20 protein-coding genes are annotated in these 26,297 nt (G+C 69.9%); 3 read left to right on the top strand and 17 right to left on the bottom strand.

The window, feature by feature from the left end:
• Window positions 1-115 precede the first annotated feature (115 nt).
• The 10 genes from ABUE11_RS16710 to ABUE11_RS16665 form a co-directional block, all read right to left on the bottom strand.
• Entirely contained in the window at window positions 116-535 is a 420-nt protein-coding gene (locus tag ABUE11_RS16710) for a CinA family protein (RefSeq protein ID WP_367068852.1), read from the bottom strand.
• A gap of 95 nt (window positions 536-630) precedes the next feature.
• Window positions 631-1,158: a phosphatidylglycerophosphatase A gene (locus ABUE11_RS16705; protein WP_367066523.1), complete on the bottom strand. Its 528-nt coding sequence runs from the start codon at window positions 1,156-1,158 to the stop codon at window positions 631-633.
• 98 nt (window positions 1,159-1,256) lie between these two features.
• Complete coding sequence (locus ABUE11_RS16700; RefSeq protein ID WP_367066522.1) at window positions 1,257-2,447, bottom strand: acetate/propionate family kinase; 1,191 nt, start codon at window positions 2,445-2,447, stop codon at window positions 1,257-1,259.
• Window positions 2,444-3,880, bottom strand: a complete 1,437-nt coding sequence (locus ABUE11_RS16695; protein WP_367066521.1) for a bifunctional enoyl-CoA hydratase/phosphate acetyltransferase — start codon at window positions 3,878-3,880, stop codon at window positions 2,444-2,446. Before ABUE11_RS16695 ends, ABUE11_RS16700 begins: the two co-directional genes overlap by 4 nt.
• A 17-nt stretch (window positions 3,881-3,897) precedes the next feature.
• Complete coding sequence (locus ABUE11_RS16690) at window positions 3,898-5,034, bottom strand: ABC transporter permease (RefSeq protein WP_367066520.1); 1,137 nt, start codon at window positions 5,032-5,034, stop codon at window positions 3,898-3,900.
• Between the two features lie 4 nt (window positions 5,035-5,038).
• Window positions 5,039-7,798: a ribosome-associated ATPase/putative transporter RbbA gene (gene rbbA, locus ABUE11_RS16685; RefSeq protein ID WP_367066519.1), complete on the bottom strand. Its 2,760-nt coding sequence runs from the start codon at window positions 7,796-7,798 to the stop codon at window positions 5,039-5,041.
• Window positions 7,795-8,865: an efflux RND transporter periplasmic adaptor subunit gene (locus ABUE11_RS16680; protein ID WP_367066517.1), complete on the bottom strand. Its 1,071-nt coding sequence runs from the start codon at window positions 8,863-8,865 to the stop codon at window positions 7,795-7,797. Before ABUE11_RS16680 ends, rbbA begins: the two co-directional genes overlap by 4 nt.
• Window positions 8,862-10,355 carry an efflux transporter outer membrane subunit gene (locus ABUE11_RS16675; RefSeq protein WP_367066516.1) on the bottom strand — a complete coding sequence of 498 codons (1,494 nt, stop codon included), beginning with the start codon at window positions 10,353-10,355 and terminating at the stop codon, window positions 8,862-8,864. The genes ABUE11_RS16680 and ABUE11_RS16675 overlap by 4 nt, the downstream gene beginning before the upstream one ends.
• 8 nt (window positions 10,356-10,363) lie before the next feature.
• Entirely contained in the window at window positions 10,364-11,131 is a 768-nt protein-coding gene (gene fabI / locus ABUE11_RS16670) for an enoyl-ACP reductase FabI (RefSeq protein ID WP_367066514.1), read from the bottom strand.
• A 5-nt stretch (window positions 11,132-11,136) separates the two neighbouring features.
• Window positions 11,137-12,882 (bottom strand): alpha/beta fold hydrolase, encoded by a 1,746-nt coding sequence (locus ABUE11_RS16665; protein ID WP_367066512.1) that lies wholly within the window; start codon window positions 12,880-12,882, stop codon window positions 11,137-11,139.
• 152 nt (window positions 12,883-13,034) lie between these two features.
• Between ABUE11_RS16665 and ABUE11_RS16660 the strand changes: the two genes are divergently transcribed.
• Window positions 13,035-13,706 carry a helix-turn-helix domain-containing protein gene (locus ABUE11_RS16660; RefSeq protein ID WP_367066511.1) on the top strand — a complete coding sequence of 224 codons (672 nt, stop codon included), beginning with the start codon at window positions 13,035-13,037 and terminating at the stop codon, window positions 13,704-13,706.
• On the opposite strand, the gene thiL is transcribed toward ABUE11_RS16660, so the two are convergent.
• The 5 genes from thiL to apaG all read right to left on the bottom strand — a co-directional run bounded on the left by thiL (window position 13,694) and on the right by apaG (window position 19,779).
• Window positions 13,694-14,677 (bottom strand): thiamine-phosphate kinase, encoded by a 984-nt coding sequence (gene thiL / locus ABUE11_RS16655; protein ID WP_367066509.1) that lies wholly within the window; start codon window positions 14,675-14,677, stop codon window positions 13,694-13,696. The genes ABUE11_RS16660 and thiL overlap by 13 nt on opposite strands.
• 164 nt (window positions 14,678-14,841) lie before the next feature.
• Entirely contained in the window at window positions 14,842-15,963 is a 1,122-nt protein-coding gene (locus ABUE11_RS16650) for a YbdK family carboxylate-amine ligase (RefSeq protein WP_367066507.1), read from the bottom strand.
• Entirely contained in the window at window positions 15,953-17,215 is a 1,263-nt protein-coding gene (locus ABUE11_RS16645) for a cation:proton antiporter (protein WP_367066505.1), read from the bottom strand. Before ABUE11_RS16645 ends, ABUE11_RS16650 begins: the two co-directional genes overlap by 11 nt.
• A gap of 159 nt (window positions 17,216-17,374) precedes the next feature.
• Window positions 17,375-19,375 (bottom strand): site-specific recombinase, encoded by a 2,001-nt coding sequence (locus ABUE11_RS16640; protein ID WP_367066504.1) that lies wholly within the window; start codon window positions 19,373-19,375, stop codon window positions 17,375-17,377.
• Window positions 19,372-19,779 carry a Co2+/Mg2+ efflux protein ApaG gene (gene apaG / locus ABUE11_RS16635; protein ID WP_367066503.1) on the bottom strand — a complete coding sequence of 136 codons (408 nt, stop codon included), beginning with the start codon at window positions 19,777-19,779 and terminating at the stop codon, window positions 19,372-19,374. The genes ABUE11_RS16640 and apaG overlap by 4 nt, the downstream gene beginning before the upstream one ends.
• Window positions 19,780-19,821: 42 nt before the next feature.
• Here apaG and rpe point away from each other — a divergent pair, with 42 nt between their 5' ends.
• Entirely contained in the window at window positions 19,822-20,502 is a 681-nt protein-coding gene (gene rpe, locus ABUE11_RS16630; RefSeq protein ID WP_367066501.1) for a ribulose-phosphate 3-epimerase, read from the top strand.
• A 17-nt stretch (window positions 20,503-20,519) separates the two neighbouring features.
• Window positions 20,520-21,221, top strand: a complete 702-nt coding sequence (gph, locus tag ABUE11_RS16625; RefSeq protein ID WP_367066500.1) for a phosphoglycolate phosphatase — start codon at window positions 20,520-20,522, stop codon at window positions 21,219-21,221.
• On the opposite strand, the gene ABUE11_RS16620 is transcribed toward gph, so the two are convergent.
• Complete coding sequence (locus tag ABUE11_RS16620; RefSeq protein WP_367066499.1) at window positions 21,211-24,171, bottom strand: EAL domain-containing protein; 2,961 nt, start codon at window positions 24,169-24,171, stop codon at window positions 21,211-21,213. The two genes, gph and ABUE11_RS16620, sit on opposite strands and share 11 nt — an antisense overlap.
• A gap of 1 nt (window position 24,172) precedes the next feature.
• Complete coding sequence (locus ABUE11_RS16615; protein ID WP_367066498.1) at window positions 24,173-25,945, bottom strand: methyl-accepting chemotaxis protein; 1,773 nt, start codon at window positions 25,943-25,945, stop codon at window positions 24,173-24,175.
• Window positions 25,946-26,297 lie beyond the last annotated feature (352 nt).

Raw genomic sequence — 26,297 nt, 5'->3', positions numbered from 1 at the left:
CTGCGGGCCGGACTGTCAAGATTCCCGACAGTGGCGGAGGCTCACCTTGCTGTCACCTGCGCGGCAGAGGGGCGTCGTGTTGCCTCCGTCGCGGACAAGCGCGGCGAGGCTCCATTCAGGCGAGCCACTGTGCCAGCCGCCCCAGCGCATGGCGCACGGTCTGCGCGCGCACGGCGGCGCGGTCGCCGGCAAACTGGCGCAGCTCGCTGTGCGTGACACCATCGATGCACCAGCCGAACCACACCGTGCCCACGGGCTTGTCGGGCGAGCCGCCCGTGGGGCCGGCCACGCCCGTGACGGCCACGGCCACCCGGGCCGCGCTGTGCGCCACCGCGCCCTCGGCCATGGCGCGGGCCACGGGCTCGCTCACGGCGCCATGCTGGGCGATGAGCGCCGCGGGCACGCCCAGCAGTTCGGTCTTGGCGGCGTTGGAGTAGCTCACAAAACCGCGCTCGAACCACTGGCTCGAGCCCGCCAGGTCGGTGCAGGCCGCGGCGATCAGCCCGCCCGTGCAGCTCTCGGCCGTGGCCAGCATCCGGTCATGGGCCAGCAGCCAGCCGGAAATATGGGTCAAATTGGCCTCCAGCCCTTTGCTGGCAAGCGCTGGTAGCTCTTGTTTTTGCATTATCTTCAGCCCCAGAAATGGCGCCACAGCGCGATCACCAGCAGCGTGCAGAAGGCCGCCACCAGGTCGTCGAACAGGATGCCGAAGCCGCCGCGCGCGCCAAAGCCCTTGAACAGCCGGTCGGCCCAGGCCACGGGGCCGGGCTTGGCGGCGTCAAAGAAGCGAAACAGCGCAAACGCCGCGAGCTGGCCCCAGAAGCCCATGGGCATGGCCAGCCAGAGCACGATCCAGATGGCGACGACCTCGTCCCAGACGATGGCGCCCGGGTCGGCCACGCCCATGTGGCGCGCCGTGACCGTGCAGGCCCACCACCCCACGGGCAGCGACAGGGCGATCAGGAGCCCCATGCCCAGCGGCGTGAGCCACAGCTGCAGCACCAGAAACGCGAGCCACGCCCAGGCCGTGCCCACCGTGCCCGGCGCCTTGGGAGCGAGCCCGCTGCCAAAGCCCAGGGCCAGGAAATGTGCCGGGTGGGCCAGCAGAAAGCGCACGCTGGGGCGGCGCGGGGGGGCGATGTCGGGGCTGTGGGGCATCGCGGGATTTTAGGAGGCGGGCCGGCATGGGGACCCGTTGGTCGGGGCATCCGTCGATCCCCGCATGCGCGGGGATGACGGGGGCGGCAGTGAGGGAGCTACTGCAGGCCGAGCACGCGCGTGGCGTGCCAGGCGGCCACCCATTCCTCGTTGGTGCGCTCCACGGCCACGGGGATGCGGCTGGTCGGGCCGGAGATGAGGTCGGCGCTGTCCGCATTGGCCTGCGCATCGACGGCCACGCCCAGCCAGGCAAGATCCGCGCAGACGCGCTCGCGGATGACGGCGTTGTGCTCGCCTATGCCGGCCGTGAAGACCAGCATGTCCAGGCCGCCGAGCACGGCCACCAGGGCGCCGATCTCGCGCACGATGCGGCGCACGTACAGTTGCAGCGCCGCCTGAACGCGCGCGTTGCCGGCCTCCGCGGTCAGCAGCGCACGCGGGTCGGAGGAGACGCCCGACAGGCCCAGCAGGCCGCTGCCGTGGTAGAGCAGCTGGCCCACGTCGTGCAGCGAGAGCTTTTCGATCTCCATCAGGTAGAGCACGGCGCCGGGGTCGAGCGCGCCGCAGCGCGTGCCCATCATCAGGCCGTCGAGCGCCGAAAAGCCCATGCTCGTGGCCACGCTCTGCAGGCCCTGCATGGCGCACAGGCTGGCGCCGCTGCCCAGGTGGGCGACGATGGTGCGCCCGCGCGCGGCATCGCCATGGCGCTCGGGCAGGGCCAGCGACATGTACTCGTACGACAGGCCATGAAAGCCGTAGCGGCGCAGGCCGCGCTCCCAGGCGTCCCAGGACAGGGGCAGCATCTTCTCGACCTGGGGCAGCGTGTGGTGAAAGGCCGTGTCGAAGCACGCCACCTGCGGCAGATCGGGCAAGCCCTGCAGCAGCGCGGCGATGGCCTCGAGCGCGAACGGCTGGTGCAGCGGCGCCAGCGGTATGTAGCTGCGCAGGTCGGCCAACACTTCGGCGTCCACGCGCACCGGGTCGAAGTACTTGGCGCCGCCATGCACCACGCGGTGGGCCACGGCCGCGATGCGGTGGCCGCCGCGTGCCATGCGCTCGAGCACCCGCGAGCGGATGTGCTGCAGCGCGGCGTTGTAGGGCTGGGCCGCGTCCAGCGCCACGGGGCCGGGCGTCACGCCGGTCTCGCCAAAGGTGGGCGCGGGGCCGGTGATGCCGTCCACCTTGCCGTTCCACAGGGGCTTGCGCGGCAGGGGCCGGGCGCTCGCGTCGAACAGCGCGAACTTGATGCTCGACGAGCCGCAGTTCAGGACCAGGATCAGATCGCTCATATCGGTGCCTCCTTGTAGTGGTGCGCCAGCAGCACGGCGATGGCGCAGGACGCCAGGCGCGTCTCGCGCGAATCGGCACGGCTCGTGAGCACGATGGGCACGCGCGCGCCGAGCACGATGCCCGCCGTGGCGGCGTCGCCCAGGTATTCGAGCTGCTTGGCCAGCATGTTGCCGCTCTCGAGGTCCGGCACGACCAGGATGTCGGCGCGGCCGGCCACGTCGGAGACGATGCCCTTGGTGCGTGCGGCGGCCATGGACACCGCGTTGTCGAACGCCAGCGGCCCATCGAGCAGGCCACCCGTGATCTGCCCGCGATCGGCCATCTTGCACAGCGCGGCCGCGTCCAGCGTGGCGGGCATGCCGGCGTTGACGGTCTCCACCGCGGCCAGGATGGCCACGCGCGGCTCGGCCACGCCGATGGCATGGGCCAGGTCGATGGCGTTGCGCACGATGTCGGCCTTGTGCTCCAGCGTGGGCGCGATGTTGATGGCCGCGTCGGTGATGATGAAGGGGCGCGGATAGGCCGGGGTCTGCATCACGAAGCAGTGGCTCACGCGCCGCTTGGTGCGCAGGCCGCCCTGCGACGCCACCACGGCGGCCATGAGCTCGTCGGTGTGCAGGCTGCCCTTCATGAGCGCCTGCACCCGGCCCTCGAGCACCATGGCCACGGCGCGCGCGGCGGCCGCGTGGCTGTGCGGCACGTCCTCGATGGTGACGCCCGACAGATCCAGGCCCGCCTGCTCGGCCACGGCCATGAGGCGCGCGCGCGGCGCCACCAGCACCGGGTCGATGAGGCCGGCGGCATGCGCGTCCAGCGCGCCGCCCAGGCTCAGCGCGTCGCAGGGGTGGACCACGGCCGTGCGCAGTATGCCCATGGGGCGCACATGGTCGAGCAGGCGCCGCACGCCGTCCTGGCCCACCTGCAGGCGCACCTCGGGCAGCGTGGTGCGCGCGCGCTCCACGTGCTCGGTCGGCGCCACCACCTTGGCGTCGCCGCTGATGACGGTCGTGCCGTCCTGGTTGACGCAGCTGCAGGCCAGCGTCAGGCGCTTCCTGGCCTCATCGCGCTCGCTCACGGTGACGGTGATGCGCAGCCGGTCACCCACGCGCACGGGCGCGAGGAACTTGAGCGTCTGCCCCAGGTAGATCGTGCCCGGGCCGGGCAGGCGCGTGCCCAGCACGGCCGAGATCAGCGCGCCGCCCAGCATGCCGTGGGCGATGACACCCTGAAAGCGCGTGGAGGCCGCGTATTCCGCGTCCAGGTGCTGCGGGTTCACGTCGCCCGAGAGCACGGCAAACAGCTGGATGTCCTCGCGGGTGAGCGTGCGCTCGATGCTGGCGCTGTCGCCGACGGCGATCTCGTCGAAGGTGCGGTTGCGCACGATGGAGAGAGTGTCCTGCGATGGGGGCGGGGTATGGGTGGTATCGGACATGGAACTCCTTGCAGATATCAGGCCATCTGGCCAATGGTCTTGCGAAAGCGCGAGAGCGACAGCGCGAACAGGATGCAGCCGATCAGCGCCAGGATCAGATAGGGCTTCCACACCACCGCCATGCCAGCGCCCCGGGACAGAATGGCCTGCGCCAGTTCGACGAAATGCGTGGTCGGCGCCACCTGCATGACGCGCTGCACGAACAGCGGCATGGATTCGAACGGCGTGCTGCCGCCCGAGAGCATCTGCATGGGCAGGATGGTCAGGATCACCAGCAGGCCGAACTGCGGCATGGTGCGTGCCACGGTGGCGAGAAAAATGCCCATCGAGGTGGTGGCAAACAGATGCAGCGCCACGCCGGTGAGGAACAGCGGCACCGATCCTTCGATGGGCACGCCCAGCACGCCGCGCAGCATGAAGAGCAGCGACAGTGCGGCGGCGACGAGCACCACCAGGCCCATGGACCAGACCTTGCCGAGCATGATCTCGGTGGGCGTGACGGGCATGACCAGCAGGTGCTCGACCGTGCCATGCTCGCGCTCGCGGATCAGCGCCGCGCCGGTCAGCAGGATGGACACCAGCGTGATGTAGTTGATGTACTGCATCACCCCGGCGAACCAGGCCTGGGTCAGCGTGGGGTTGAAGCGCATGCGGGTGGCGATGTCCACGGGCAGCGTGGTGTTGGCGCGGTAGCGGCGCGCAAACTCCTGTACCTCCGCGAGCACGATCTGCTGGATGTAGCCGCTGCCGCTGAAGGCCTGGCTCATGCGTGTGGCGTCCACGTTCAGCTGCACGGTGGGCGTGCGCCCGGCCAGCATGTCGCGCTGAAAATCTGGCGGAATGTTGAGCACGAAGGTGTAGTCGCCGGTGTCCATGCCGGCATCCATCTCGTCGCGCGTGATCACGGCCGGCGGCGTGAACAGCGGCGGGTAGAAGGCGCCGACGATGCGCTGCGACAGCGGCGAACGGTCTTCGTCCACGACGGCGATGGCGGCCAGGTGCAGCGTCTCGGGGATGGCGCGCGCAGACGAGTACACGGCCACGGTGAACAGGTAGAGGATGAGCACCAGCATCATCGGGTCGCGCCACAGGCTCCACAGCTCCTTGACGCCCAGGCGCGCGATATTGCTCAGGTGACGGGTGATGGCGTTCATGCGCTCACGACTCCTGTTTCTTCAACAGCGCCACGGCAGCGCCCATGACCACGGGCACGGCGATCAGGAGCGGCCACAGCGAGGTGCCGAGCTCTCCCAGGCCCATGGCCTTGCTGAACACGCCACGGCTGATGATGAGCATGTAGGTGGCAGGGAAGACATCGCCAATCAGGCGGCCCGCCCCCTCCAGCGAGGTCACGGGGTGCAGCAGGCCGCTGAACTGCACCGCGGGCACCATGGTCACCACCAGGGCGATGAACATGGCGGCGCTCTGGCTGTTGGTGATGGACGAGGCCACCAGGCCGATGCCCGTGGCGACGATGGCGTAGACGAAGGCCGCCAGCGCCAGCGCCCAGAAGCTGCCGGTGATGGGCACGCCGAACACGGTGACGGCGGCGGCGCACATCAGCAGGAAGTTCACCATCGCCAGCGCCACATAGGGCAGCTGCTTGCCCACGAGGAACTCCAGCCGCGTGACTGGCGTGACGTAGAGGTTGATGATGGAGCCCAGCTCCTTCTCGCGCACCACGGCCAGCGCCGTCAGCATGGCCGGCAGCATGAGCAGCAGCAGCGCGATCACGGCCGGCACCATGGCGGGCAGGCTTTTCACGTCGGGGTTGTAGCGGTAGCGCGTCTCCACGCTGGCGGCCTGCGGCAGGGCGATGCCATGCGCGTGCAGCTGCTGCATCAGCCATTGCTGGTGCATCCCGGAGACATAGCCGCGTATGGTCTCGGCACGCTGCGGCATGGCTCCGTCGATCCACGCGCCGATCTGCACCGGGCTGCCGCGCAGCAGGTCGCGGCCGAAGCCCGGCGGGATCTCGATGGCCAGCGACAGCTCGCCGCTGCGCATGCGCCGGTCGAGGTCGGCCTCGTCGACGATGGGCGGTCGCTCGACGAAGTAGCGCGAGCCGGCGAGGTTGAGCGCGTAGTTCTCGCTGGCCTGCGTGCGGTCGCGGTCGAGCACGGCGTACGACAGGTTCTCCACGTCCAGCGTGATGCCGTAGCCGATCACAAACATCAGCACCAGCGAGCCCACCAGCGCCATGGCGGCGCGCACCGGGTCGCGCTGCAGCTCCAGCGCCTCGCGCCAGAGGTAGCTGAACATGCGCTGCAGGCTGAAGAGCGGGCCGCCTGCGGCGGCGCCATGCGTTGGCGCGGGCGCGCCCTGGGATTGGCCTTGAGGTGTGGCCTGCGCCGCGGCAGGGGTGTCGTCCTTGGCCGGCGCATCACCACCGGCCTCGACCAGATAGCCGATGAAGGCCTCCTCCAGCGTGGCCGCGCCGCGCTTGGCGATAAGCGCTTCCGGCCGGTCGCTGTCGAGCACGCGCCCGGCGTGCATCATGGACATGCGGTCGCAGCGCGCGGCCTCGTTCATGAAGTGGGTGGAGATGAAGATGGTCACCCGGTCACGGCGTGAGAGGTCTGCCAGCAGCTGCCAGAAACGGTCGCGTGCAATGGGGTCCACGCCCGAGGTCGGCTCGTCCAGGATCAAGAGCTCGGGCTGGTGCACCATGGCCACCGCCAGCGACAGGCGCTGGCGCACGCCCAGCGGCAGGCTCTCGGGCAGCGCGTCCAGCACCTCCTGCAGCTCGAAGCGTTCGACCATGGCCTGCACGCGTGCGGCCTGCTGATCGGCCGGCACATGGAACAGCTGCGCGTGCAGCACCAGGTTCTGGCGCACCGTCAGCTCGCCATACAGCGAGAACGCCTGCGACATATAGCCCACGCGCCGGCGCGTGTCGATGTCGTGCGGATCGATGGGCTTGCCGAACAGCTGGGCGCGCCCTTCGCTGGCGGGCAGCAGGCCGGTGAGCATCTTCATGGTCGTGGACTTGCCGCAGCCGTTGGAGCCCAGAAAGCCGAAGATCTCGCCGCGTCGGATGCGGAAGTTCACGTGATCGACGGCCGTGAAGTCGCCAAAGCGCATCGTCAGGCCCTGGGCCTCGATGGCCACATCCGCGTCGTCCACCTGCAGCGGCGCAATCACCACGCTCTGGTGGCCGCGCTTCTTCTCCTCGGGCATGAGGGCGATGAAGGCCTCCTCGAGCGAGTCGCAGCCGGTGCGCGCGAGCAACTCCTGCGGCGCGCCCGTGGCCAGCACCCGGCCCTCGTCCATGGCCACCAGCCAGTGAAAGCGCTGCGCCTCGTCCATGTAGGCCGTGGCCACCATCACGCTCATGCCGGGGCGCTGGCGGCGGATGCGCTCGATCAGGTCCCAGAACTGGGCGCGCGCCAGCGGATCGACGCCGGTGGTCGGCTCGTCGAGGATGAGCAGATCCGGGTCATGGATGAGCGCACAGCACAGGCCGAGCTTTTGCTTCATGCCGCCCGAGAGCTTGCCCGCGGGGCGCTGCAGAAAGGCATGCAGTCCCGTGGAGCGGGTCAGCTCGTCGATGCGCCGGCGCCGCTCGGCGGCCGAATGGCCGAACAGGCGCGCGAAGAACTGCAGGTTTTCCTCGACCGACAGCGTGGGATAGAGGTTCTTGCCCAGGCCCTGCGGCATGTAGGCGATGCGCGGGCAGACCGCGTCGCGGTGCGCCTTGTCGGTCATGTCGCCGCCGAGCACCTGCACGCGGCCCGCCTGCACGGCACGCGCACCGGCGATCAGCGACAGCAGGCTGGACTTGCCCACGCCGTCGGGGCCAATCAGGCCGACCATGCAGCCGGCCGGCACGTCCAGCGTGATGCCGGCCAGCGCCTGCGCCGCGCCGTAGTGCTGGCGCACATCCTGAAGGCGGACGACGGGCTCGCTCTGCGTCATGGCTGCACGACGTTGGCGAGGTTGGCGGGCCAGGGCTGCTCGGCGTCAAGCCGCACCCAGGCGACGCCGGGCAGGCCGGTCTTGACCTGCTCGAGGTGCTTGGCAAGCAGCGCGCGGTCTATGCGCGCCTTGACGCGGAACATGAGCTTTTGCCGCTCGCTGGCGGTCTCCACCGTCTTGGGCGTGAACTGCGCCGTGCTGGCCACAAAGCTGACCTGCGCGGGGATGACGAACTGCGGCGCGGCGTCGAGCACCAGACGCACCTCGGAGCCCAGCGCCACGCGGCCGGCCACGGTCTCGGGCAGGAAGAAGGTCATGTAGACGTCCGACAGGTCGACGAGGTTGAGCACCTTGCCGCCCGCGCCCAGCACCTCGCCCGGTTGGGCGACGAGGAATTGCACGCGCCCGTCGCGTGGGGCCACAAGCTGCGCGTCCTTGAGCTCGGTGTCTATGCGCGCCACCGTGGCCACGGCCGCATCCACCGATGAGGCCGCGCCCGTGGCCTGCGCCCTGGCCGCAGCCACAGCCGCCTGGGCAGCCGCCACCTGGGCCTTGGCGGCATCGAGTGCGGCGCGCTGGCCGCGCACGCGGGCGCGGTCGTCGTCGAGCTCCTGGCTCGAGGACGCGCCTTCCTTCTCGAGCGTGGTCGAGCGCGCCAGCCGGCGCTCGGCCGCGTCCAGCTCGGCCGCGCGCGCGGCCACCTGGGCCTCGGCGGCGCGCACATCGCTCTCGCGCAGCGCTATCTGGGCGCGCGCCGTGTCCACGCCGTTCCTGGCCTGGGCCTGGCGCGCGGCGGCCTCGTCGCGCTGCGCCTGCAGGCTGCTGATGTCCATGCGGGCCAGGGGCTGCCCGGCTTTGACGAAGGCGCCCTCATCGACCAGGATGGCCTGCACGCGGCCCGGCTGCTTGGTGGCCACGTCGACCTCGGTGGCCTCGATGCGGCCGTTGCCGCTGATGAAGCCTTCGCCCGGACCGCTGTCGTGGTGGCCCATCCAGTAGAAGTAGCCGGCACCGGCCAGCGCCAGTGCGATGGCGGCGGGGATCCATTTCTTGACGGTTGGGTTCATGGTCTGGTGCTCGTGTTCTGGGTGTTGGAAGGGTTGTCCATGGACGGCGCGCCGGCGCTGCCGCCCAGCGCGGCGTACAGCGCCACGCGGCTTGCGAGCAGGGCGCGGCGCATCTGCGTGAGCTGCTGCTCGGTGGCCAGCAGGTCGCGCTCGGCGTCAAGCACCTCGAAGAAGCGCGTGGCACCGTTGTCGTAGCGCAGGCGTGACAGGCGTGCGCGGTCGGCCTGGGTGGTGCGCATGTCGGCGAGCACCTGCACCTGCTGTGCCAGGCCTCGCTGCGCGGCCAGCGCGTCGGACACGTCGCGGAACGCGCCCTGGATGGCCTTCTCGTATTGGGCGACGGCGGCGTCGCGCCGTACCTCGGCCAGATCCAGGTTGTTCCTGAGCTTGCCCGCGGTGAAAAGCGGCAGGCTGATGCTGGGCTGGAACAGCCAGGCACCGGTGCCGCTGCCAAACAGGTCACCCAGCTCGCTGCTGCCGGTGCCTGCCATGGCCGTGAGCGCAATGCGTGGCAGAAAGGCCGCGCGCGCCGCGCCAATCTGCGCATGGGCCGCGCGCAGCTGCTGCTCCGCGGCCTGGATGTCGGGGCGGCGCGTGAGCAGGTCGGACGGCAGGCCCGCGGGCAGGACGCGCAGCGCGTCGGCGCCGGGAAGGCCACCCTCGGCGATGGGCGTGGGCATACCCACGATCAGGTCGAGCGCGTGCTGCTGCGTGGCGCGCTGCTGTGCCAGTTGCGCCACCAGGGCCTCGGCCTGCTGGTGCAGCATGCGCACCTGGGTCAGGTCGAGCCGGGAGGTGGCCCCGACCTCGACGCGCCGGCCGAAGATGCGCAGCGCCTCGGCACGGTTGTCCAGCGCGCGCTGCGCCAGGGCGAGGCGTTCGTCGGTCTCCTTGAGCGCCAGCCAGGCGTTGGCCGTCTGCGCGATCAGGCTGACCTCGGCGCCCTGGCGCGCCCATGCGGCCGCAAAGTACTGGTGCTGCGCCGCTTCGCTCAGGTTGCGCACGCGGCCCCACAGGTCCAGTTCCCAGCTGCTGATGCCGATGGAGGCGTTGTAGCTCGTCAGGGTGCTGGGCACCATCGCGGCCACGGCAGGGGGCAGGCCCGCGCCCAGGTTGTCCGGGATGCCGATGCGCGTCAGGCCGGCGCTGCCACCCACGCTGGGCAGTTGGTCTGCGCGCTGGATACCGTAGGCGGCGCGGGCCTCGGCCACACGCAAGGTGGCCAGGCGCAGATCGCGGTTGTTGGCCAGTGCCTGGGCGATCACCGCCTGCAGGGCAGGGGCGGTGAAGTAGTCGCGCCAGTCGGCGCTGGCCGCCTGTGCGCGGTCCGCTGCGGTATTCGCGGCGGTGGGCTCTGCGTACTGCTGGGGCACGGGCATGGCCGGTGCCTCGTAGCCGGGCGCAAGCGACGTGCAGCCCGCCAGCAGCAGGGCCGCGGCGCCCGCGCAGGCCGCCTGGCGCAGGGGGAGATAGATGCGTTGTGCTTGCATGTCGTGGCTCAACCCATGATGTGCACGCCGGCGTCCACATACAGCGTGCTGCCCGTCATGGAGCGCGCGGCGTCGCTGGCCAGGAAGGCGCACAGCGCGCCCACGTCGGCGATGTCCACGAGGCGGCCCAGCGGCGCGCGCTCGACGGCGTCGGCCATGAGCCGGTCGAACTGCGCGATGCCGCTGGCCGCGCGCGTGGCCAGCGGCCCGGGCGACACGGCGTTCACGCGTATGCCCTTGGGGCCCAGCTCGGTGGCCATGTAGCGCACGCAGGACTCCAGCGCCGCCTTGACCGGGCCCATGAGCCCGTAGTTGTCTATGACCTCGTCGGCGCCCAGGTAGCTCATGGTCAGCAGGCTGCCGCCCTGCTGCATCAGCGGCTCGGCCAGGCGCGCCATGCGCAGGAAGGAGTGGCAGGAGATGTCCATGGCGCGCGCAAAGCCTTCGCGCGAGCAGTCGATCACGCGGCCATGCAGGTCGGCGGCCGGCGCGAAGGCGATGGAGTGCAGCACGAAGTCCAGCCGGCCCCATTGGCTCGTGATGGCGTCAAACACCGCCTCGAGCTGGCCCGGCTGCTCCACGTCGAGCGGCAGCTGTATGCCGGCCTCGAGCCGCTCGGCGAGCGGCTGCACATAAGGCCTTGCCTTGTCGTTGAGCCAGGTGACGGCGAGATCGGCCCCGGCGGCGTGGAAGGCGCGCGCGCAGCCCCAGGCGATGCTGTGCTCGTTGGCAATGCCGACCACCAGGCCCTTCTTGCCTTGCAGATTGCGGGTCATGTTCATCATTTCTCCAGCACGTATTGGCCCGGCGCGTCGGCGAGCGGCTTGTAGCCGCGCGCGCCCATGTGCGGCGGCGCCACGGGTTTGCCCGAGCGCGCCAGCAGCCAGTCGCGCCAGGCGGGCCACCAGGAGCCCTCGACGCGCGGCGCCGTGGCCAGCCAGTCGTCGGGCGCCATGTAGGTGCCGCCCGCGGGCCGCGTGCGGATCTGGTAGTGGCGCCGCGGGTTGCCCGGCGGGTTGACGATGCCGGCGTTGTGCCCGCCGCTGGTCAGGGCAAAGGTGATCTCGGCCGTGCTCAGGTGGTGCAGCTTGTGCACCGAGCGCCAGGGCGCCACATGGTCGGTGAGCGTGCCCACCATGAAGATGGGCAGCGTGAGGTTGCTCAGCGACACGGGCTTGCCGCCCACGGGGTAGCGGCCGCCGCTCAGGTCGTTGTCCAGGAACAGGCGGCGCAGGTACTGCGAATGCATCCTGGCCGGCATGCGCGTGGCGTCGGCGTTCCAGGCCATGAGGTCGTTCATGGGCGAGCGCTCGCCGAGCAGGTACTCGTTGACCATGCGCGACCACAGCAGATCGTAGGAGCGCAGCATCTGGAACGCGCCGGCCATCTGCCCGGCCTTGAGATAGCCGGTCTGGTCCATCTGCGCCTCGAGCAGGCTGAGCTGGCTCTCGTCGATGAACAGCGCCAGCTCGCCGGGCTCGGAGAAGTCGGTCTGGGCCGCGAACAGCGTCATGGAGGCCAGGCGCTCGTCGCCATCGCGCGCCATGGCGGCCGCGGCGATGGAGAGCAAGGTACCGCCCAGGCAGTAGCCGGTCGCATGCACCTTGCGTTTGGGCACGATGGCGCCCACGGCATCGAGCGCGGCGTGAAATCCATGCTGCAGATAGTCGTCCATGCCCAGGTCGCGGTCCTCCACGCCCGGGTTCTTCCACGAGATGCAGAACACCGTATGGCCCTGGTCCACGAGGTAGCGGATCAGCGAGTTGTGCGGCGACAGATCCAGGATGTAGTACTTCATGATCCAGGCCGGCACGATCAGGATGGGCTCGGGGTGCACGGTCTCGGTCGTGGGCTGGTACTGGATCAGCTCCATCAGATGGTTTTGCAGCACCACCTTGCCCGGCGTGACGCCCACGTCGCGGCCGACCACGAAGTCCTCGGCGCCCGCAGGGGGGCGGCCCGCGACCTGGCGCTGCATGTCGTCGACGGCATTGAGCGCGCCGCGCAGCAGGTTGGCGCCGCCCTGCTGCAGCGTGCGCTGCAGCACCACGGGGTTGGTGGCGAGCTGGTTGCCCGGAGAGAAGATGTCCAGCCACTGCCGGGCGGCGAAGGCCACCATGTTCTCATGGTGTTTGTCCACGCCCTTGACGTCGTGCGTGGCCGCGTCCCACCAGTTCTGGGTCAGTAGAAACGACTGGTGCAGGTAGTTGAACGGCCACTGCTGCCACTCGGGGGCGGCAAAGCGCCTGTCCTGCGCCGGCGGCTGTACGCCGTTGCGCTTGGCGCTGTCGGGCCCGGCGCCCATGCGCTGGCGGGCATAGCTCGCCATGTCCTCGCCCTGGCGCATGGCCAGCTGGACCAGATCCATGCATTTGCCGGGCGACGCCGCGAGGTGCAATGCCCAGTCGCTGGCGGCCAGAAAGGCAGCGGCTGGGGAGAGCGAGGCAGAGCGTCGCGCCAGCGCTGCGCGGAACAGCGTGTCTATCCGCTCGGCCAGCTGCGTCGCAGCAAAAGGGGCGTCTTGCATGAGGAGGCTCCTGGGGACTAGGGAAAGTACCGAGCGACTTTAAGCGCTCGACGCGCATTTTGTTTGACAAACATCAAACCGCGCAATATTAACGACCGACTGGTCGGTAGTTAGTGGGATCACAATACCGATCAGACCAAAGCGAGACTCCCATGTCGCCACTCCCTGCTCCTGCCCCCGATGCCGCCGCCGCGGCGGGGCGTCGCCGTCTGGCGCCACAGGTGCGCATGGCGCAGATCCTGGATGCGGCCCTGGAGGAGTTCTCCGAGCGCGGCTTTGCCGCCACCACGATGGACGACATCGCGCGCCGCTGCGGGCTGTCCAAGGGCGGGCTGTACGCGCATTTCGCGAGCAAGGACGTGATCTTCGCGGCCCTGCTCCATCGCTCGCTCGCGCCACCCGATTGGCAGGAGTTCCCGGAGCCGCCGATTGCCGCCGACACGCGCACGTTTGCCCAATGGATCGTGGACCGGCTGTATGCGGGGCTGCAGGAGCGGCCGGCCATGGTGGTCACGCTGCGCCTGCTGGCCGCCGAGCGCAACCGCGTGGGCGAACTGGTGCAGCTGTGGGAGCGCAATGTGATGCAGCCCAATATGGCCATGTTCGCGGACATGCTGCGCGCCCATGTGGCCCACCATGGCCTGCCGCAGAGCGTTGTGGTGCGTGAGCCCTGGCTGGCGATCGCGCCGGTGATGTACGGACTGCTGACGCAGATGATTCTGGGCCGCGATCCCGCCGTGGGGCTGGAGGGGCTGCGCAGCAGCCATGTCGAGCTGCTGTGCGAGCTGCTGGCTCCGGGCGCGCGCCAGGCTCAGGCGAAGTGATCGAAGGACGCGTAGCGCCGCTGCACCGCCCGACCCTGCGCGTCCACGAGCCTCAGGCCCGGCTGGTCCTGCACCACGCCAATGCGCGTCACGGGTGTGCCGCTGGCGCGCGCGGCGGCTTCCACGGCGGCGCGGCGCGCGGGTGCGGCGGTGAAGGCCAGCTCATAGTCGTCGCCGCCGGCGAGGATGCATTGCTGCAGATAATTCGCGTCAAATTGGCATGCAGCGCTTTCTGGGTAAGTGCTGGCAGCTATCAAATCAATAGTTTTTGAGAGATCGATGCAGGCCCCCACGCCGGAGGCGCGCAGCACATGGCCCAGGTCGCCGAGCAGTCCATCGCTCACGTCCAGCGCGCTGCTGGCCACGCCGCGCAAGGCCATGCCCAGGGCCACGCGCGGCGTCGGGCGCTCCAGGCGCTGGCGCGCGCGCGCCAGCGCCGGGGCCGCAAGCGGGTGCAGGCCCTGCAAGGCATCGAGCGCCAGGCGTGCATCGCCCAGCGTGCCGCTCACGTAGATGTCGTCGCCCGCGCGCGCGCCGCTGCGCAGCAGGGCCTGGCCCGCGGGCACCTCGCCGAACACCGTGATGCAGATGTTGAGCGGCCCGGCCGTGGTGTCCCCGCCTATGAGCTCGCAGTCATGCGCATCGGCCAGGCGCAGCAGGCCGCCGGCAAAGGCCTGCAGCCAGGGCTCGTCCACGCGCGGCAGCGCCAGCGCCAGCGTGAACGCCAGCGGGCGCGCGCCGCAGGCCGCCAGGTCCGACAGATTCACGGCCAGCGCCTTGTGGCCCAGGGCCTCGGGGTCTACGTCGGCAAAGAAATGCCGGCCCTCGACCAGCATGTCGCAGGACACGGCCAGCTGCATGCCCGGCGCGGGCGCTAGCAGCGCGCAGTCGTCGCCCACGCCCAGGGCCACCGCGCCGCCGGGGCGCACGGGGCGCGTGAAGTAGCGTGCGATCAGATCAAACTCACCCATGGCCTATTCCGGTGTACGTACTTGGAAGCGGCCTGTGCCACTGGCGTGCCCGAGGCTCGGGCCACCGCGCAAGGGCCGCCCCGCCGCGCTGGTGGCGTCCCCCTGCCCGCGTAGCGCAGCGCAGCGAGAGCGGGGGGAAGGCGCGCAGCGCCTCAGGGGGGTGTTCATAAGCTCCCGCGAAAACGCAGCGCCGCCTGGCGGCTGACCTCGGCGAGCAGCTGCTCCTCGCGCATGCGCTCGCGCAGCCAGCGCGCGTCGTTCTGGCCCGATGCGGTCTCGCCGCGCAGCACATGCAGCGCGCCCGAGGCGCCATGCGCGCCCGCGTGGCGCGCGATATGGTCCAGCGTCTGCAGGATGTGCTCGCGCAGCGGCATGTGCTGGCCCGTGGCCGGGTCGACATAGACCGCATCGAGCCCGAAGCGGCAGGCCTGGAAGCGGTTGTAGGTGTAGACGAGGTAGTCGTCCTCGCTGGGCTCGAAGGGCTGCTCCACGAGAAACCAGGCCGCGAGCGACTGTACAAAGCCGGCCAGCGCCGCGGCGCGCTCTATGGTGAGCGGCGTGTCGAAGACGCGTATCTCTATCGTGCCGTACTCGGGCTTGGGGCGTATGTCCCAGTAGAAGTCCTTCATGCTCTTGACCACGCCGGTGCGCGTCATCTTCTCGAAGAACTGGCCGAACTCGTCCCAGGTCAGCACAAAGGGCGCGCGACCCGAGAGCGGGAAGGCGAACACCGAATTGAGCCGCGCCGAGTCGAAGGCGGTGTCATGTCCCTGCACGTAGGGGCTGGAGGCCGACAGCGCGATGAAGTGCGGGATGTAGCGGCTCATGCGGTGCAGCATCAGGAGCGCGGCGTCGGCATCCGGGCAGCCGATGTGCACATGCTGGCCGAAGATGGTGAACTGCTTGGACAGGTAGCCGTAGAGCTGCGACAGCTCCTGAAAGCGCGGCTTGTCGTAGATGCGCCGCTCGTGCCACATCTGGAACGGGTGCGTGCCGCCGCCGGCCACGGCGATGTTGAGCTTGTCGGCGCTCTTGACGAGCGCGTCGCGGATCGGCGTGAGCTGGCCCAGAACCTCGCTTGTGCTGTGGCACACGCCGGTGGAGATCTCGATCATGCTGTTCGTCATCTCCGGCACCACGGAGCCCGGCAGGGGCGTCTTGTGCATCAGGCGCAGCATGTCCTCGGCGTAGGGCGCGAGGTCGTAGTTGTGGGTGTTGACGAGCTGCAGCTCGAGCTCCACGCCCAGGGTCAGCGGCTCGGAATGGGAAAAGGCTTCAAGACTCATTGCCGGACTCTCCAGGGTTGCTGCCGCGGTTCAGGTCAAGCCAGGGCTTGGAGCTCTCGCCCGCGCGGTAGATCGCGAATGCGGCAATCACGGCGCCGAGCAGCTCCATGACCAGAATCGCGGGCAGGGCGATGCGTGCAATCGGCTCGCCCGCATCGCCCGCGGCCAGCACCAGCTGCGAGGCCACGAGCAGGGCGATGGCCGACATCGGCGTCATCGCGCAGCTCACCCACAGCGCCTGGCGCCAGCTGGCGCCGCTGCCCACGTTGCCCAGGCCCACGCCCACGGCCTTGGCCGCCAGCCGCACGGCGATCAGCGCCGCCACGCTGCCGGCCACGGCCACGCTCCACTGGCCCTGGGCGGCCACGGTGGAGACCAGCACGAACATCATCATCGTCAGCACCGAGCTGGCCGTGCCCATCTGGCGCGGCCAGGCCCAGGGGCGCGGGTGCAGCTGCTTGAGCAGCATGCCGCCAAGCAGTGCCGCGAGCGGCGCCGAGCCGCCCAGGTGGGCGGTGATGGCGGTGCTGGCCGCTATCAGCGCCAGCAGCAGGATGGTGGTGTTCTCGCTCGTCGGGCTCATCACGCGCAGCGCCAGGCGCATCAGCAGCGACAGCAGCGCGCCCACGGCCACCGACACGCCCAGCACCACCAGCACCGGGTAGAGCTGGCCCAGCAGGCCCGCGGCGGGGCGCTCGATCAGCCCGGCCTGGGCGCTGCCCAGCGTCAGCGCATACAGCGAGGACAGCGTGGACAGCACGATGGCGCGCTCGGTCACGGGGCCCGCGGCATGGGTGTCGCTCACCACGCGCGTGAGCACGGCGGGCGATGCCGCCAGCGCCACCATGGCCAGCGCGGCGGCGACGGGCGCCGGCACCTTCAGCCACAGCATCGCCCAGTACACGGCGGCACAGGTCAGCGCCGACTCGGCAATGCTCTGCACCAGCACCATGGGGTTGTGGCGGAACCAGCGCAGCGGGATGCGCCCGCCGGCCTCGAACAGCACCACGGCCACGGCCAGCTCCACGAGGAACAGGCCTATGCCCTGCAGCGGCCAGACGGCGCCGCCAAAGCCCGCCAGGCCCGCCAGCGTGCCCACGAGCGAATAGCCCAGCACCTTGGGCAGGCCGCTGTGGCGCTGCACCAGGTAGCCGGCCACGGCGGCCACGGCCAGCAGCAATGCCCACTGCACGGTGGGCAGCCCTGCCGATGGGCGCAGCCACTGGGCCCAGAAGCTCAATAGTTCATTCATTGTTGTATGTCCTTCCGTCGAGTGCGGGCGTGGCCCGCCTGGTCTCGGCGCAGGCAGAGCGCGGCAGCGACCACGAAGGCCTGGTGCAACCCTCGCACGGGCCGCAGCGGATGTGCGGCCTCTGTGGGGTGCGGCGCAGCGCCTGCTGCCTGCACCTTATCAGACGCTGCCGCGCGTGGGCAGAAAAAAGCCCAGCGGGGCGCGACGCAGGCGCCTGCGCAGCGCGCGGTAGATGCGGTTGCGGTCGACGCGCCCCACGTTGTGCGCGCGCAGCGCCACACGAAACGCGAGGTAAAAGCTCACGATGACGTTGAGCGCGCCGTTGAACGGCACCAGGGCCACGGCCCACCAGAAGGCCGGCAGATGCAGCACATCGTGCCCCAGCGTGGCCGCGGCGACGCCGATCTGGCCCGTGGTCAGCGTGACGTGGCGCACCTCGAGTCCCAGGCCGAAGAAGGCGGCAAAGGCCGGTGCGAGGCCGAGCATGAAGCCCAGCGAGACGTTGGCCGCCAGGCCCGAGATGTTGCCGCGCAGAAAATGTGCCCAGCGTGCCGCACGTCGCACCCCCAGGGCCGCAGTGATGCGCGGGTTGTACTCGATGGCCGAGTCCAGGCGATGCAGCACGAACCAGTTCTCCACCCAGCCCGCGAGGATGCTGGAGGCAAACAGCAGCACGCCCGTGAAGGCCGCAAACAGCAGCGAGGGCCCGAGCAGGTGCAGCGTGTCGAGCGTGTGCAGCGCGTGCTCGGCATCGATGGCCGGCCTGCCCCAGAGCTGGGCGATGAACAGCGCCAGCAGCAGCGCGCCAGGGAACACCAGCAGCACATTGCCCAGCACGGCCGCCACCTGCGAGCGCACCAGGTGCGCGACCTCGTCCACGAAGGACTCGACGGCCGCGTCGTCCTCCAGGTCCTTGAGCTTGGCGGCCATGGCCGGCGCCGTCATGGCTGGCTGCTTGGTGGCCACCGTGAAGTGCAGCAGCTGGATCAGCACAAAGCTCACCGCATAGTTCACGCCGGCCATGAAGCCGCCCCAGAAGGCCGACAGCGCGAGCGCGTACAGGCCGAACTTGATCAGCGTGGTGACGGCCATGACCAGGCCGCCGCCCGCGGCCTGGCGCACCATGGACAGGTACTCGCCGCCCGTGCGCGTGATGTAGTGCTCGCCGGTCTCGGCGCTGCGCTCGGCCACCTTGGCCGCCACCAGCGACGAGTTGGTGGCAAGCAGCGTACGCACGCTGCGGCGCTGGCGCCCGACGAGGACCAGGTGCGAGAGCAGCTGCATGGCCGAGGCCGCCGGGCGCGGCGAGAGCAGGCATTCGAGCAGCTCGCGCACGCGCAGGATGCGCGCGCGCAGCTGGCGCAGGCGAAACACCAGGCCCACGGAGATGCCGTTGTCCTCGAAATGCGCGTAGACGTTGTTCACGGCCGCGCGGCAGGCATCGAGCCGCTCGCGCAGGCCCTGCACGGCCTGCTGCAGGCGGTCGTCGGTGCGCAGCGGGTGCAGCACCTCCACGCGCAGGCTCTCGGCGTCACGCAGCAGGGCGTGAAAGGGCTGGGCGGCGCGCACCTCCTCGCTCATGCGCAGGCGCAGCTCGGGCGCAAAGCCCGTGGCCAGGATTTGTCCGGCGCAGTAGGCGATGGCGTCGAGCAGGGCGCGCTGCCATTCATTGGCGCTGGCGCTGGCCGCGTCGTCGCCCGCATCCTGTGCGGGCAGCAGCACGGCCAGCAGGCGCGCGAGCAGCTCCTCGTCGAGCGCGGCCAGCCAGCGCGCGTCCAGCTCGTGCGGCAGGGCCAGCATGAAGAGCTCGGAGGCGTCCTGGGTCTCGGGGCTCACGGGCAGCAGCTTGTAGCGCAGGCGCTCGGCGAGCTCGCTGGCCATGGAGGTGCGCTGCGCAAAGCCGAAGTCGGCCAGCAGGGTGGTGATGTCCAGATGCCGCGTGAGCTCGGCCCACCAGGCCGACAGCCGCTGGCGCGTGGCGGGCGACTGCTCGGCCGCCTGCACCAGCAGGGCCACGCGGCCCGTGGCGGCCTCCACCGTGTGCTCGTGGCCACGCACCCAGTCCAGCAGCGCCAGCAGCTGCAGATGGCGCTCGGCCAGCGGCGCGGCCGGGTCGAGGCGCGCGAGCAGCTGCGCGAGGTCCGGCGTCGCGCGGCTCAATGCAGCACCCGCGGGGTCATGGGATGGGGTTCGTCGCCCGCGGTCGTGGCCTCGAGCACGAACAGGGCGATGGGGCAGCTGAACTGCGTGCCGTCCTCGGCCACGCAGAAGTAGCTGCCATGCATGCTGCCGCTGGCCGTGCGCAGGCGGCAGCCGCTCGTGTATTCAAAGGATTCGCCGGGCTTGAGCAGCGGCTGGTGCCCGACCACGCCCAGGCCCTTGACCTCCTCCATGTGACCGCCGGCGTCGCAGATCACCCAGTGGCGCGAGATCAGCTGCGCGGTCACCTCGCCGGTGTTGGTGATGGTGATGGTGTAGGCGAAGCCGTAGACACCCTCGTCGGGCGCGGACTGGTCGGGCAGGTACTGCGGTTGCACCTCGACCTGGAATTCGTACTTGGGCATGGTGGCAATGGTAGCTTCCCGTAGCTGCGACAATCCGCGCCCATGAGCCGCACCTACCGCATCGCCCCGTCCATCCTGTCCGCCGACTTTGCCCGCCTGGGCGAGGAAGTGAAGAACGTCATCGCCGCCGGCGCCGACTGGATCCACTTCGACGTGATGGACAACCACTACGTGCCCAACCTGACCTTCGGCCCCATGGTCTGCCAGGCGTTGAAGCCCCATGCCGTCACCCCGGACGGACGGCCCGTGCCCATCGACGTGCACCTCATGGTGCAGCCCGTGGACGCGCTGGCCGAGGCCTTCGCCCAGGCCGGCGCCGACCTGATCAGCTTCCACCCCGACGCGAGCAGCCATGTGCACCGCAGCATCCAGGCCATCAAGGCGCGCGGCTGCAAGGCCGGCCTGACCTTCAACCCGGCCATGCCGATCGATGTGCTCGACTGGGTGATCGAGGACATCGACCTGATCCTGCTCATGAGCGTCAATCCCGGCTTCGGTGGCCAGAGCTTCATCGACAGCACGCTGCGAAAGATCGAGGCAGCGCGTCGGCGCATCGAGGCCTCGGGCAAGGACATACGCCTGGAGGTCGACGGCGGCATCAAGGCGGACAACATCCGCCGCGTGGCCGACGCCGGCGCCGACACCTTCGTGGCCGGCAGTGCCATCTTCGGCAAGCCCGACTACAAGGCCGTCATCGACGCCATGCGCCGGGCCCTGGCATGACGGCGCCAAGGATGCTGATGCAGGGGCTGGACGCGGCCATCATCGACCTCGACGGCACCATGGTCGACACCCTGGGCGACTTCGCCCAGGCGCTCGGCGGCATGCTTGCCGACCTTGAGCTGCACGCGATAGACCCGAGCCTCATCGAGCACATGGTGGGCAAGGGCAGCGAGCATTTGCTGCGTTCGGTGCTCAATCACGTGTTGGGGCAGACAGGACAAGCGCCGGATGCTTCAAAAATCGAAGCGATGCTGCCCCGGGCCTGGGAGCGCTACCAGCACCATTACCTGGCCATCAACGGGCGCTACTCCAGCGTCTACCCCGGCGTGGCGCAGGGCCTGACGGCGCTGCGCGGCGCGGGGCTGCGCCTGGCCTGCCTGACCAACAAGCCCGCGAGCTTTGCGCTGCCGCTGCTGCGCGCCAAGGGCCTGGACGGCTTCTTCGACCATGTGTTCGGCGGCGACGCCTTCGAGCGCAAGAAGCCCGATCCGCTGCCCTTGCTCAAGACCTGCGAGGCCCTGGGCACGCTGCCCGCGCGCACGCTGATGGTGGGCGATTCGAGCAACGACGCGCGCGCCGCGCGCGCCGCCGGCTGCCCCGTGGCCCTGGTCACCTACGGCTACAACCATGGCCGGCCGGTGCGCGAGGTGGATGCCGACGGCTATGTGGATGCCCTGTCCGAGCTCGTCCCCATGTGGGTGAGCGCCGTCAGAGGCTGAGGGCTTCCGAGGGGGCGGACGGCCGAGGCGACGGCTGTTGCGGTTCGGCGACGGCCGCGCGCTCCTCGCGCAGGCGGGCGCCGAAGTCCTCCGCGCTCACGGGGTGGCAGTACCAGTAGCCCTGGCCGAAGTCGCAGCCGGCCGCGCGCAGGATGTCGTGCTGCTCCCGAGTTTCCACGCCTTCGGCCACGACGCGTATACCCAGCTGGTGCGCCATCACGATGATGGCCTGGCACAGCACGTTGTCCTCGCTGCCCTGCGTGAGCTGGCTCACGAAGCTGCGGTCGATCTTGAGGTAGTCGATGTCCAGGCGCTTGAGGTAGGCGAGCGACGAATACCCGGTGCCGAAGTCGTCCAGCGCCAGCTGCATCCCTGCCGATTGCAGCGCCTGCAGCCGGGCGCTGGTGTCCTGGTCGGCCTCCATGAGCACGTTCTCGGTGAGTTCTATGGCCAGGGCCTCGGGCGGCAGCCGCAACGTCTGCAGATGCCGCAGCCAGGGCTGGGCCAAGGGGCCGCTCGATTGCAGCTGCACGGGTGAGACGTTGACATTGATCTCGAGCTCGGGGGCGATCTCGGCACGCCAGCGCGCGAGCTGGCGCGCCGCCTCCTGGAACACCCAGTCACCCAGTGGCACGATCAGGCCCGATTCCTCGGCCAGGGGCACGAACTGCGCGGGGCTCACCGGGCCTCGCACCCCGTGGTGCCAGCGCAGCAACGCCTCGGCCTTGACGGTGCGGCCCGTGTGCATGTCCACGATGGGCTGGTAGTGCAGGGTCAGCTCGCCCCCGTCCAGGGCCTGCTGCAGATCGCGCAGCAGCAGGCGGCGCTCCTGTGCCTCCTGCTCCATGGCCGGGACGAATTCGCAGAACTGATTGCGTCCCTTGTTCTTGGCCGCATACATGGCCAGATCGGCCTGTTTGAGCAGCGCCACGCCATCCTGGCCGTCACGTGGAAAGTACGTGACGCCCGCGCTGGCGGAGATCTGCACCACGCCGCCCATGAGCTCGTAGGGCTGGGCCAGGGCGTGCAGCACCTTGCGGCAGACCGCATGTGCGTCCTGGGGTTGCTGCAGATGGTGCAGGATCAGCGTGAATTCGTCGCCGCCCAGGCGTGCCAGCTTGTCGCTGGCGCGCACGCAGCCGCGCAGGCGATGCGCGACCTCGCACAGCAGTTCATCGCCCATGTCGTGGCCGAAGGTGTCATTGACCTCCTTGAACATATCCAGGTCCAGAAACAGCAGCGCGAAGCTCTGGCCACTGGCGCGGGTCTGCGCCATGCTGCGCTCGAGCTCCTGCTGGAACATCTGACGGTTGGGCAGCTGGGTCAGGTGGTCGTGATGTGCCTGGTGCCAGATGGAGGCCTCCTGTCGGCGCTGGGCCGTCACATCGGCGAACAGGCCGATGTAGCAGCCGACGCTGCCGTCCTCGTTGTAGGAGGCGCTGATGGTCAGGCGCTCGACGAAATCGTCGCCGTTCTTGCGTCGGTTCCAGATGTCGCCGCTCCACTTGCCGCTTTCCAGCAGGCTGGCCCACATGGCCTGGTAGAAGGCGCGGCTCTGGCGTCCCGAGCTCAGCATGTTCATGCGCCGGCCGACGATTTCATGGGCCGCGTAGCCGGTCACCTGGGTGAAGGCGGGGTTGGTGTCCAGCACCACGCCCTGGGCGTCGGTGACCACCATGGCCTCGGTGGTGTTCTGGTAGACCAGCGCCGCGCGGCGCGCCGAGGCCTCGGCGCGCTTGCGCTGGGAGATGTCCAGCATCATGCCTATCACGGCCGGCCTGCCGTTCAGGCGCATGGCGGTCCCGAAGATCTCGATCTCCAGGCTGCTGCCGTCGGCGCGCAGGGCGGTGCGCTCGTAGCGCGCGCTGTGCAGCCGTCCCTGCAGCCGGTCCTGCACGCGGACGCGGACATCGTCAAAGACCGCGGGCGAGAACAGCCGTGCCAGCGGAAAGCGGTCGGCCAGCAGCTGGCGCTCATAGCCCAGCATGCGCGCCAGCTGTTCGTTGGCGTAGACGAGGTGCATGGACTCGTCGAGCAGGTACACGCCGGCCACGCTGTTGTCCGTGAGGCCGTCGAACATGGCCTGCATCTGTGCCAGGGCGTCGCGCTCCCGGGCTACGTCGTGCAGCAGGGTGGCGATCTGCGCGGACGAGCGGTGGAGCGCCTGCGCGAGCTCGCCAAGCTCGTCGCCCATGGGCAGGGGCGTGTGTGTGCCGTAGCGGCCCATGGCCATGTCCCGGCATTGGGTGGTCAGTGTGCGCACGGGGCGCAGCACGCGGCGCACCAGCAATGTGTAGGCCAGCGCGAGCAGCAGCATGTCCAGGACGAACAGCGCCAGGCTGCTGACGCGTGCGCGCTGGTGCACGCCGTCGGCGTATTGCACCAGCTGCTCCATGAGGCGCTCGGTGCGCACCAGCAGCAGATCCCCCGCGGCCATCACCTCGCGAATCTGCTCGGGGGTTTGCAGCGGAGGGCTGGGCAGTCGCTCGAGGGCCTGGCGGTATTGGCGCCAGCCTTCGGTCAGGCTCTGCAGCGAGGGCTGCAGACCGGGGGCGAGCGCCTGCACCGGCTGGCCGTGGGTGTGGCCGCCATGCAGCAGCGCGGCGTGGGCGGACTCGAAGTCGGCGTATTGCTCCTGCAACTGCGCGGACATGCCCAGTGCATCCTGGCGGGGTGCCAGGGCGCGCAGCGTCATCTGCTGGCTGAGCATGCGCATGCGGCCCGCCAGGCTCAAGGTTGCCGCAATGTTGTCGGACTGGCGCAGCAGCAGCTGCATGACCAGCACATTGCCCAGCGCCAGCAGCGCGATCAGCAGGGTGGCCCAGAATGCCTTGCGTGCCAGCGTGCGTGGCCTGCGCAAGACCCTGGTGGTGGCGACCAGAAGACGGTACAGCCCGCGGACGGGGCTGCGCGTGGTGCCGAAGCTGGCGGTGGAAACCCCGGGAGGCACGTCAGAAGCTTTCCCAGTCGTCGTCTCCCGCGGTCGTCAGCGCCGCGGGTGCGGCGGCTGCCCTGGCGGGTGTGCTGCTCACCCCGGGCGTGGCTTGCCTGGCCGGTGTGCGCGGTGCCGGCCTGGCGGCGGGCGCCGATTGCGCGGCGGGCCTGGGCATGGCGCGTGGGGCCGTGGCGGGCGCAGCCATAGGCGCGTGGGCCTGCGGAGTGAGTGCAGCGGCCGCCGGGCCATGGCCCGTGAGCTTGAACACGGCCACGGCGCGCACGAGCTCGCCGGCCTGCTGGTTCAGGCTGCCGGCGGCGGCGGCGCTTTCCTCCACCAGGGCCGCGTTCTGCTGCGTGGCCTGGTCCATCTGCGTGACGGCCTCGCCCACCTGGGCCACGCCGCTGCTCTGCTCGCGGCTGGCGGCGCTGATCTCACCCATGATGTCGGTCACGCGGCGGATCGCGCCCACCACCTCGGTCATGGTGCTGCCGGCCCGATCCACGAGCTGCGTGCCCTGTTCCACGCGCTGCACGCTGTCGGTGATGAGCTGCTTGATCTCCTTGGCGGCCTCGGCGCTGCGCTGGGCCAGCGAGCGCACCTCGCCGGCGACCACGGCAAAGCCGCGGCCCTGCTCACCGGCGCGGGCGGCCTCGACGGCGGCATTGAGCGCGAGGATGTTGGTCTGAAAGGCAATGCCGTCGATGACGCCGATGATGTCGGCGATCTTGCGGCTGGCGTCGTTGATGCCGCGCATGGTGTCCACCACCTCGGCCACCACCTCGCCGCCCTGCACGGCCACGGTGCTGGCGGTCATGGCCAGCTGGTTGGCCTGGGCGGCGTTGTCGGCGTTCTGGCGCACGGTGGCGCCCAGCTGTTCCATGGAGGCCGCCGTTTCTTCAAGGGCGCTGGCCTGGGATTCGGTGCGCGCCGACAGGTCCTGGTTGCCCTGGGCAATCTGGCTGCTGGCCGTTGCCACGCCTTCGGCATTGGCGCGCACATCGGCCACCACGCGCGTCAGGCTGGCCTGCATGTCGCGCAGCGCGCCCAGCAGGGCAGCCGCCTCGTCGCGGCCCTGGGCATCGATGGGCTGGGTCAGGTCGCCCTCGGCGATCTGGCCGGCGCGGCGCACGGCGAGATGCAGCGGGGCGGTGATGGAGCGGCTCAGCAGCAGCGCGGCGACCGCACCCAGGAGCAGCGCCACCACGGTGGCGGCGACGAGGATCATGCGCCCGGTCGAGGCCGCGGCCACGGCCTGGTCGCGCGTCTGTTCATACAGCATCAGCTGACGTGCCTCCAGCGCCGTCAGCGTCTGGATATAGGCATCGGACAGGGGCTTGAGCTGGCTGTCCACCAGCGGGGCCACGTCCTCGCCCGCGGCCTTGCGCTTGAACAGTTCGGCGCGCGGCCCGCGGTAGGCCTCGCGCGCCCTGTCGATGTCGCCGAGCATGCGGCGCCCCTCGTCGGATTGCAGCAGTCGTTCCACCACCTTGCGCGACACGTCCACGCCCTTGGAGGTTTCGGCCATCTCCGCGTTCCAGGCCGCCAGGCGGTCGTTGCCCGGATCGAGCAGCGCGGCACGCGTGCGTATCCAGTTCTGGTCTATGCCCTGGCGCCACTGCACCGCCGCCCTCAGGCGTTCGTTGTCGGTGCTTGTCAGCCGCTGTGTCTCGTTGGCCAGGGTCTGCAGGCGCCAGACGCCGATGCCGGCGATGGTGGCGGTGATGAGCAGCACCAGGCCAAAGGAGAGCGCCAGGCGCGTCCCTACCTTGATGTCATTGAGTCGCATGGGCGTTCTCCGGTGTTTGCGTGATTGCAAGCAAGTGTATCGACAAATGTATGGTGATATTGAAGTGTTATCCATATGTAATTTCCGCACGAGGGAGGCCGACCTCCTCCTCTGCCTTGGCCGTCCGTTCGGGGGCGCTTTGCTACACTGCGCCCATGTTCATTCACCGCCGCGTCATTGCAGGTCGTAGCGACCGGGGAGCCTGGCCCTGGCGCAAGCCAGCGCATTGCCACTTCTGATCGCACCTGGGCGCGGCCCGGCGTGCACCCCTGGCCCGCTTCCCGGAGGGGCCGCTTCCCGAATGAACCCGCGGCACGGCCTGCAGCCTGCCGCATGAGCTGGGATCTCCTGA

Origin of the sequence: Oryzisolibacter sp. LB2S (assembly GCF_040732315.1) — a bacterium.
Taxonomy (GTDB): Bacteria; Pseudomonadota; Gammaproteobacteria; order Burkholderiales; family Burkholderiaceae_C; genus Alicycliphilus; species Alicycliphilus soli.
Note: the sequence above shows the minus strand (reverse complement) of the source record. Positions and strands in the feature narration are given on the sequence as shown.

Excerpts from the sequence above, each read along its gene's own strand:
- thiL (WP_367066509.1), bottom strand. The coding sequence starts at position 14,677 with ATGGGTGAGTTTGATCTGATCGCACGCTACTTCACGCGCCCCGTGCGC.
- ABUE11_RS16615 (WP_367066498.1), bottom strand. The coding sequence starts at position 25,945 with ATGCGACTCAATGACATCAAGGTAGGGACGCGCCTGGCGCTCTCCTTT.
- fabI (WP_367066514.1), bottom strand. The coding sequence starts at position 11,131 with ATGACCCGCAATCTGCAAGGCAAGAAGGGCCTGGTGGTCGGCATTGCC.
- ABUE11_RS16650 (WP_367066507.1), bottom strand. The coding sequence starts at position 15,963 with ATGAGTCTTGAAGCCTTTTCCCATTCCGAGCCGCTGACCCTGGGCGTG.
- apaG (WP_367066503.1), bottom strand. The coding sequence starts at position 19,779 with ATGCCCAAGTACGAATTCCAGGTCGAGGTGCAACCGCAGTACCTGCCC.
- ABUE11_RS16680 (WP_367066517.1), bottom strand. The coding sequence starts at position 8,865 with ATGAACCCAACCGTCAAGAAATGGATCCCCGCCGCCATCGCACTGGCG.
- ABUE11_RS16665 (WP_367066512.1), bottom strand. The coding sequence starts at position 12,882 with ATGCAAGACGCCCCTTTTGCTGCGACGCAGCTGGCCGAGCGGATAGAC.
- gph (WP_367066500.1), top strand. The coding sequence starts at position 20,520 with ATGCAGGGGCTGGACGCGGCCATCATCGACCTCGACGGCACCATGGTC.
- ABUE11_RS16695 (WP_367066521.1), bottom strand. The coding sequence starts at position 3,880 with ATGTCCGATACCACCCATACCCCGCCCCCATCGCAGGACACTCTCTCC.
- ABUE11_RS16645 (WP_367066505.1), bottom strand. The coding sequence starts at position 17,215 with ATGAATGAACTATTGAGCTTCTGGGCCCAGTGGCTGCGCCCATCGGCA.
- ABUE11_RS16705 (WP_367066523.1), bottom strand. The coding sequence starts at position 1,158 with ATGCCCCACAGCCCCGACATCGCCCCCCCGCGCCGCCCCAGCGTGCGC.
- ABUE11_RS16660 (WP_367066511.1), top strand. The coding sequence starts at position 13,035 with ATGTCGCCACTCCCTGCTCCTGCCCCCGATGCCGCCGCCGCGGCGGGG.
- ABUE11_RS16710 (WP_367068852.1), bottom strand. The coding sequence starts at position 535 with ATGCTGGCCACGGCCGAGAGCTGCACGGGCGGGCTGATCGCCGCGGCC.
- ABUE11_RS16700 (WP_367066522.1), bottom strand. The coding sequence starts at position 2,447 with ATGAGCGATCTGATCCTGGTCCTGAACTGCGGCTCGTCGAGCATCAAG.
- ABUE11_RS16675 (WP_367066516.1), bottom strand. The coding sequence starts at position 10,355 with ATGCAAGCACAACGCATCTATCTCCCCCTGCGCCAGGCGGCCTGCGCG.
- ABUE11_RS16690 (WP_367066520.1), bottom strand. The coding sequence starts at position 5,034 with ATGAACGCCATCACCCGTCACCTGAGCAATATCGCGCGCCTGGGCGTC.
- rbbA (WP_367066519.1), bottom strand. The coding sequence starts at position 7,798 with ATGACGCAGAGCGAGCCCGTCGTCCGCCTTCAGGATGTGCGCCAGCAC.
- rpe (WP_367066501.1), top strand. The coding sequence starts at position 19,822 with ATGAGCCGCACCTACCGCATCGCCCCGTCCATCCTGTCCGCCGACTTT.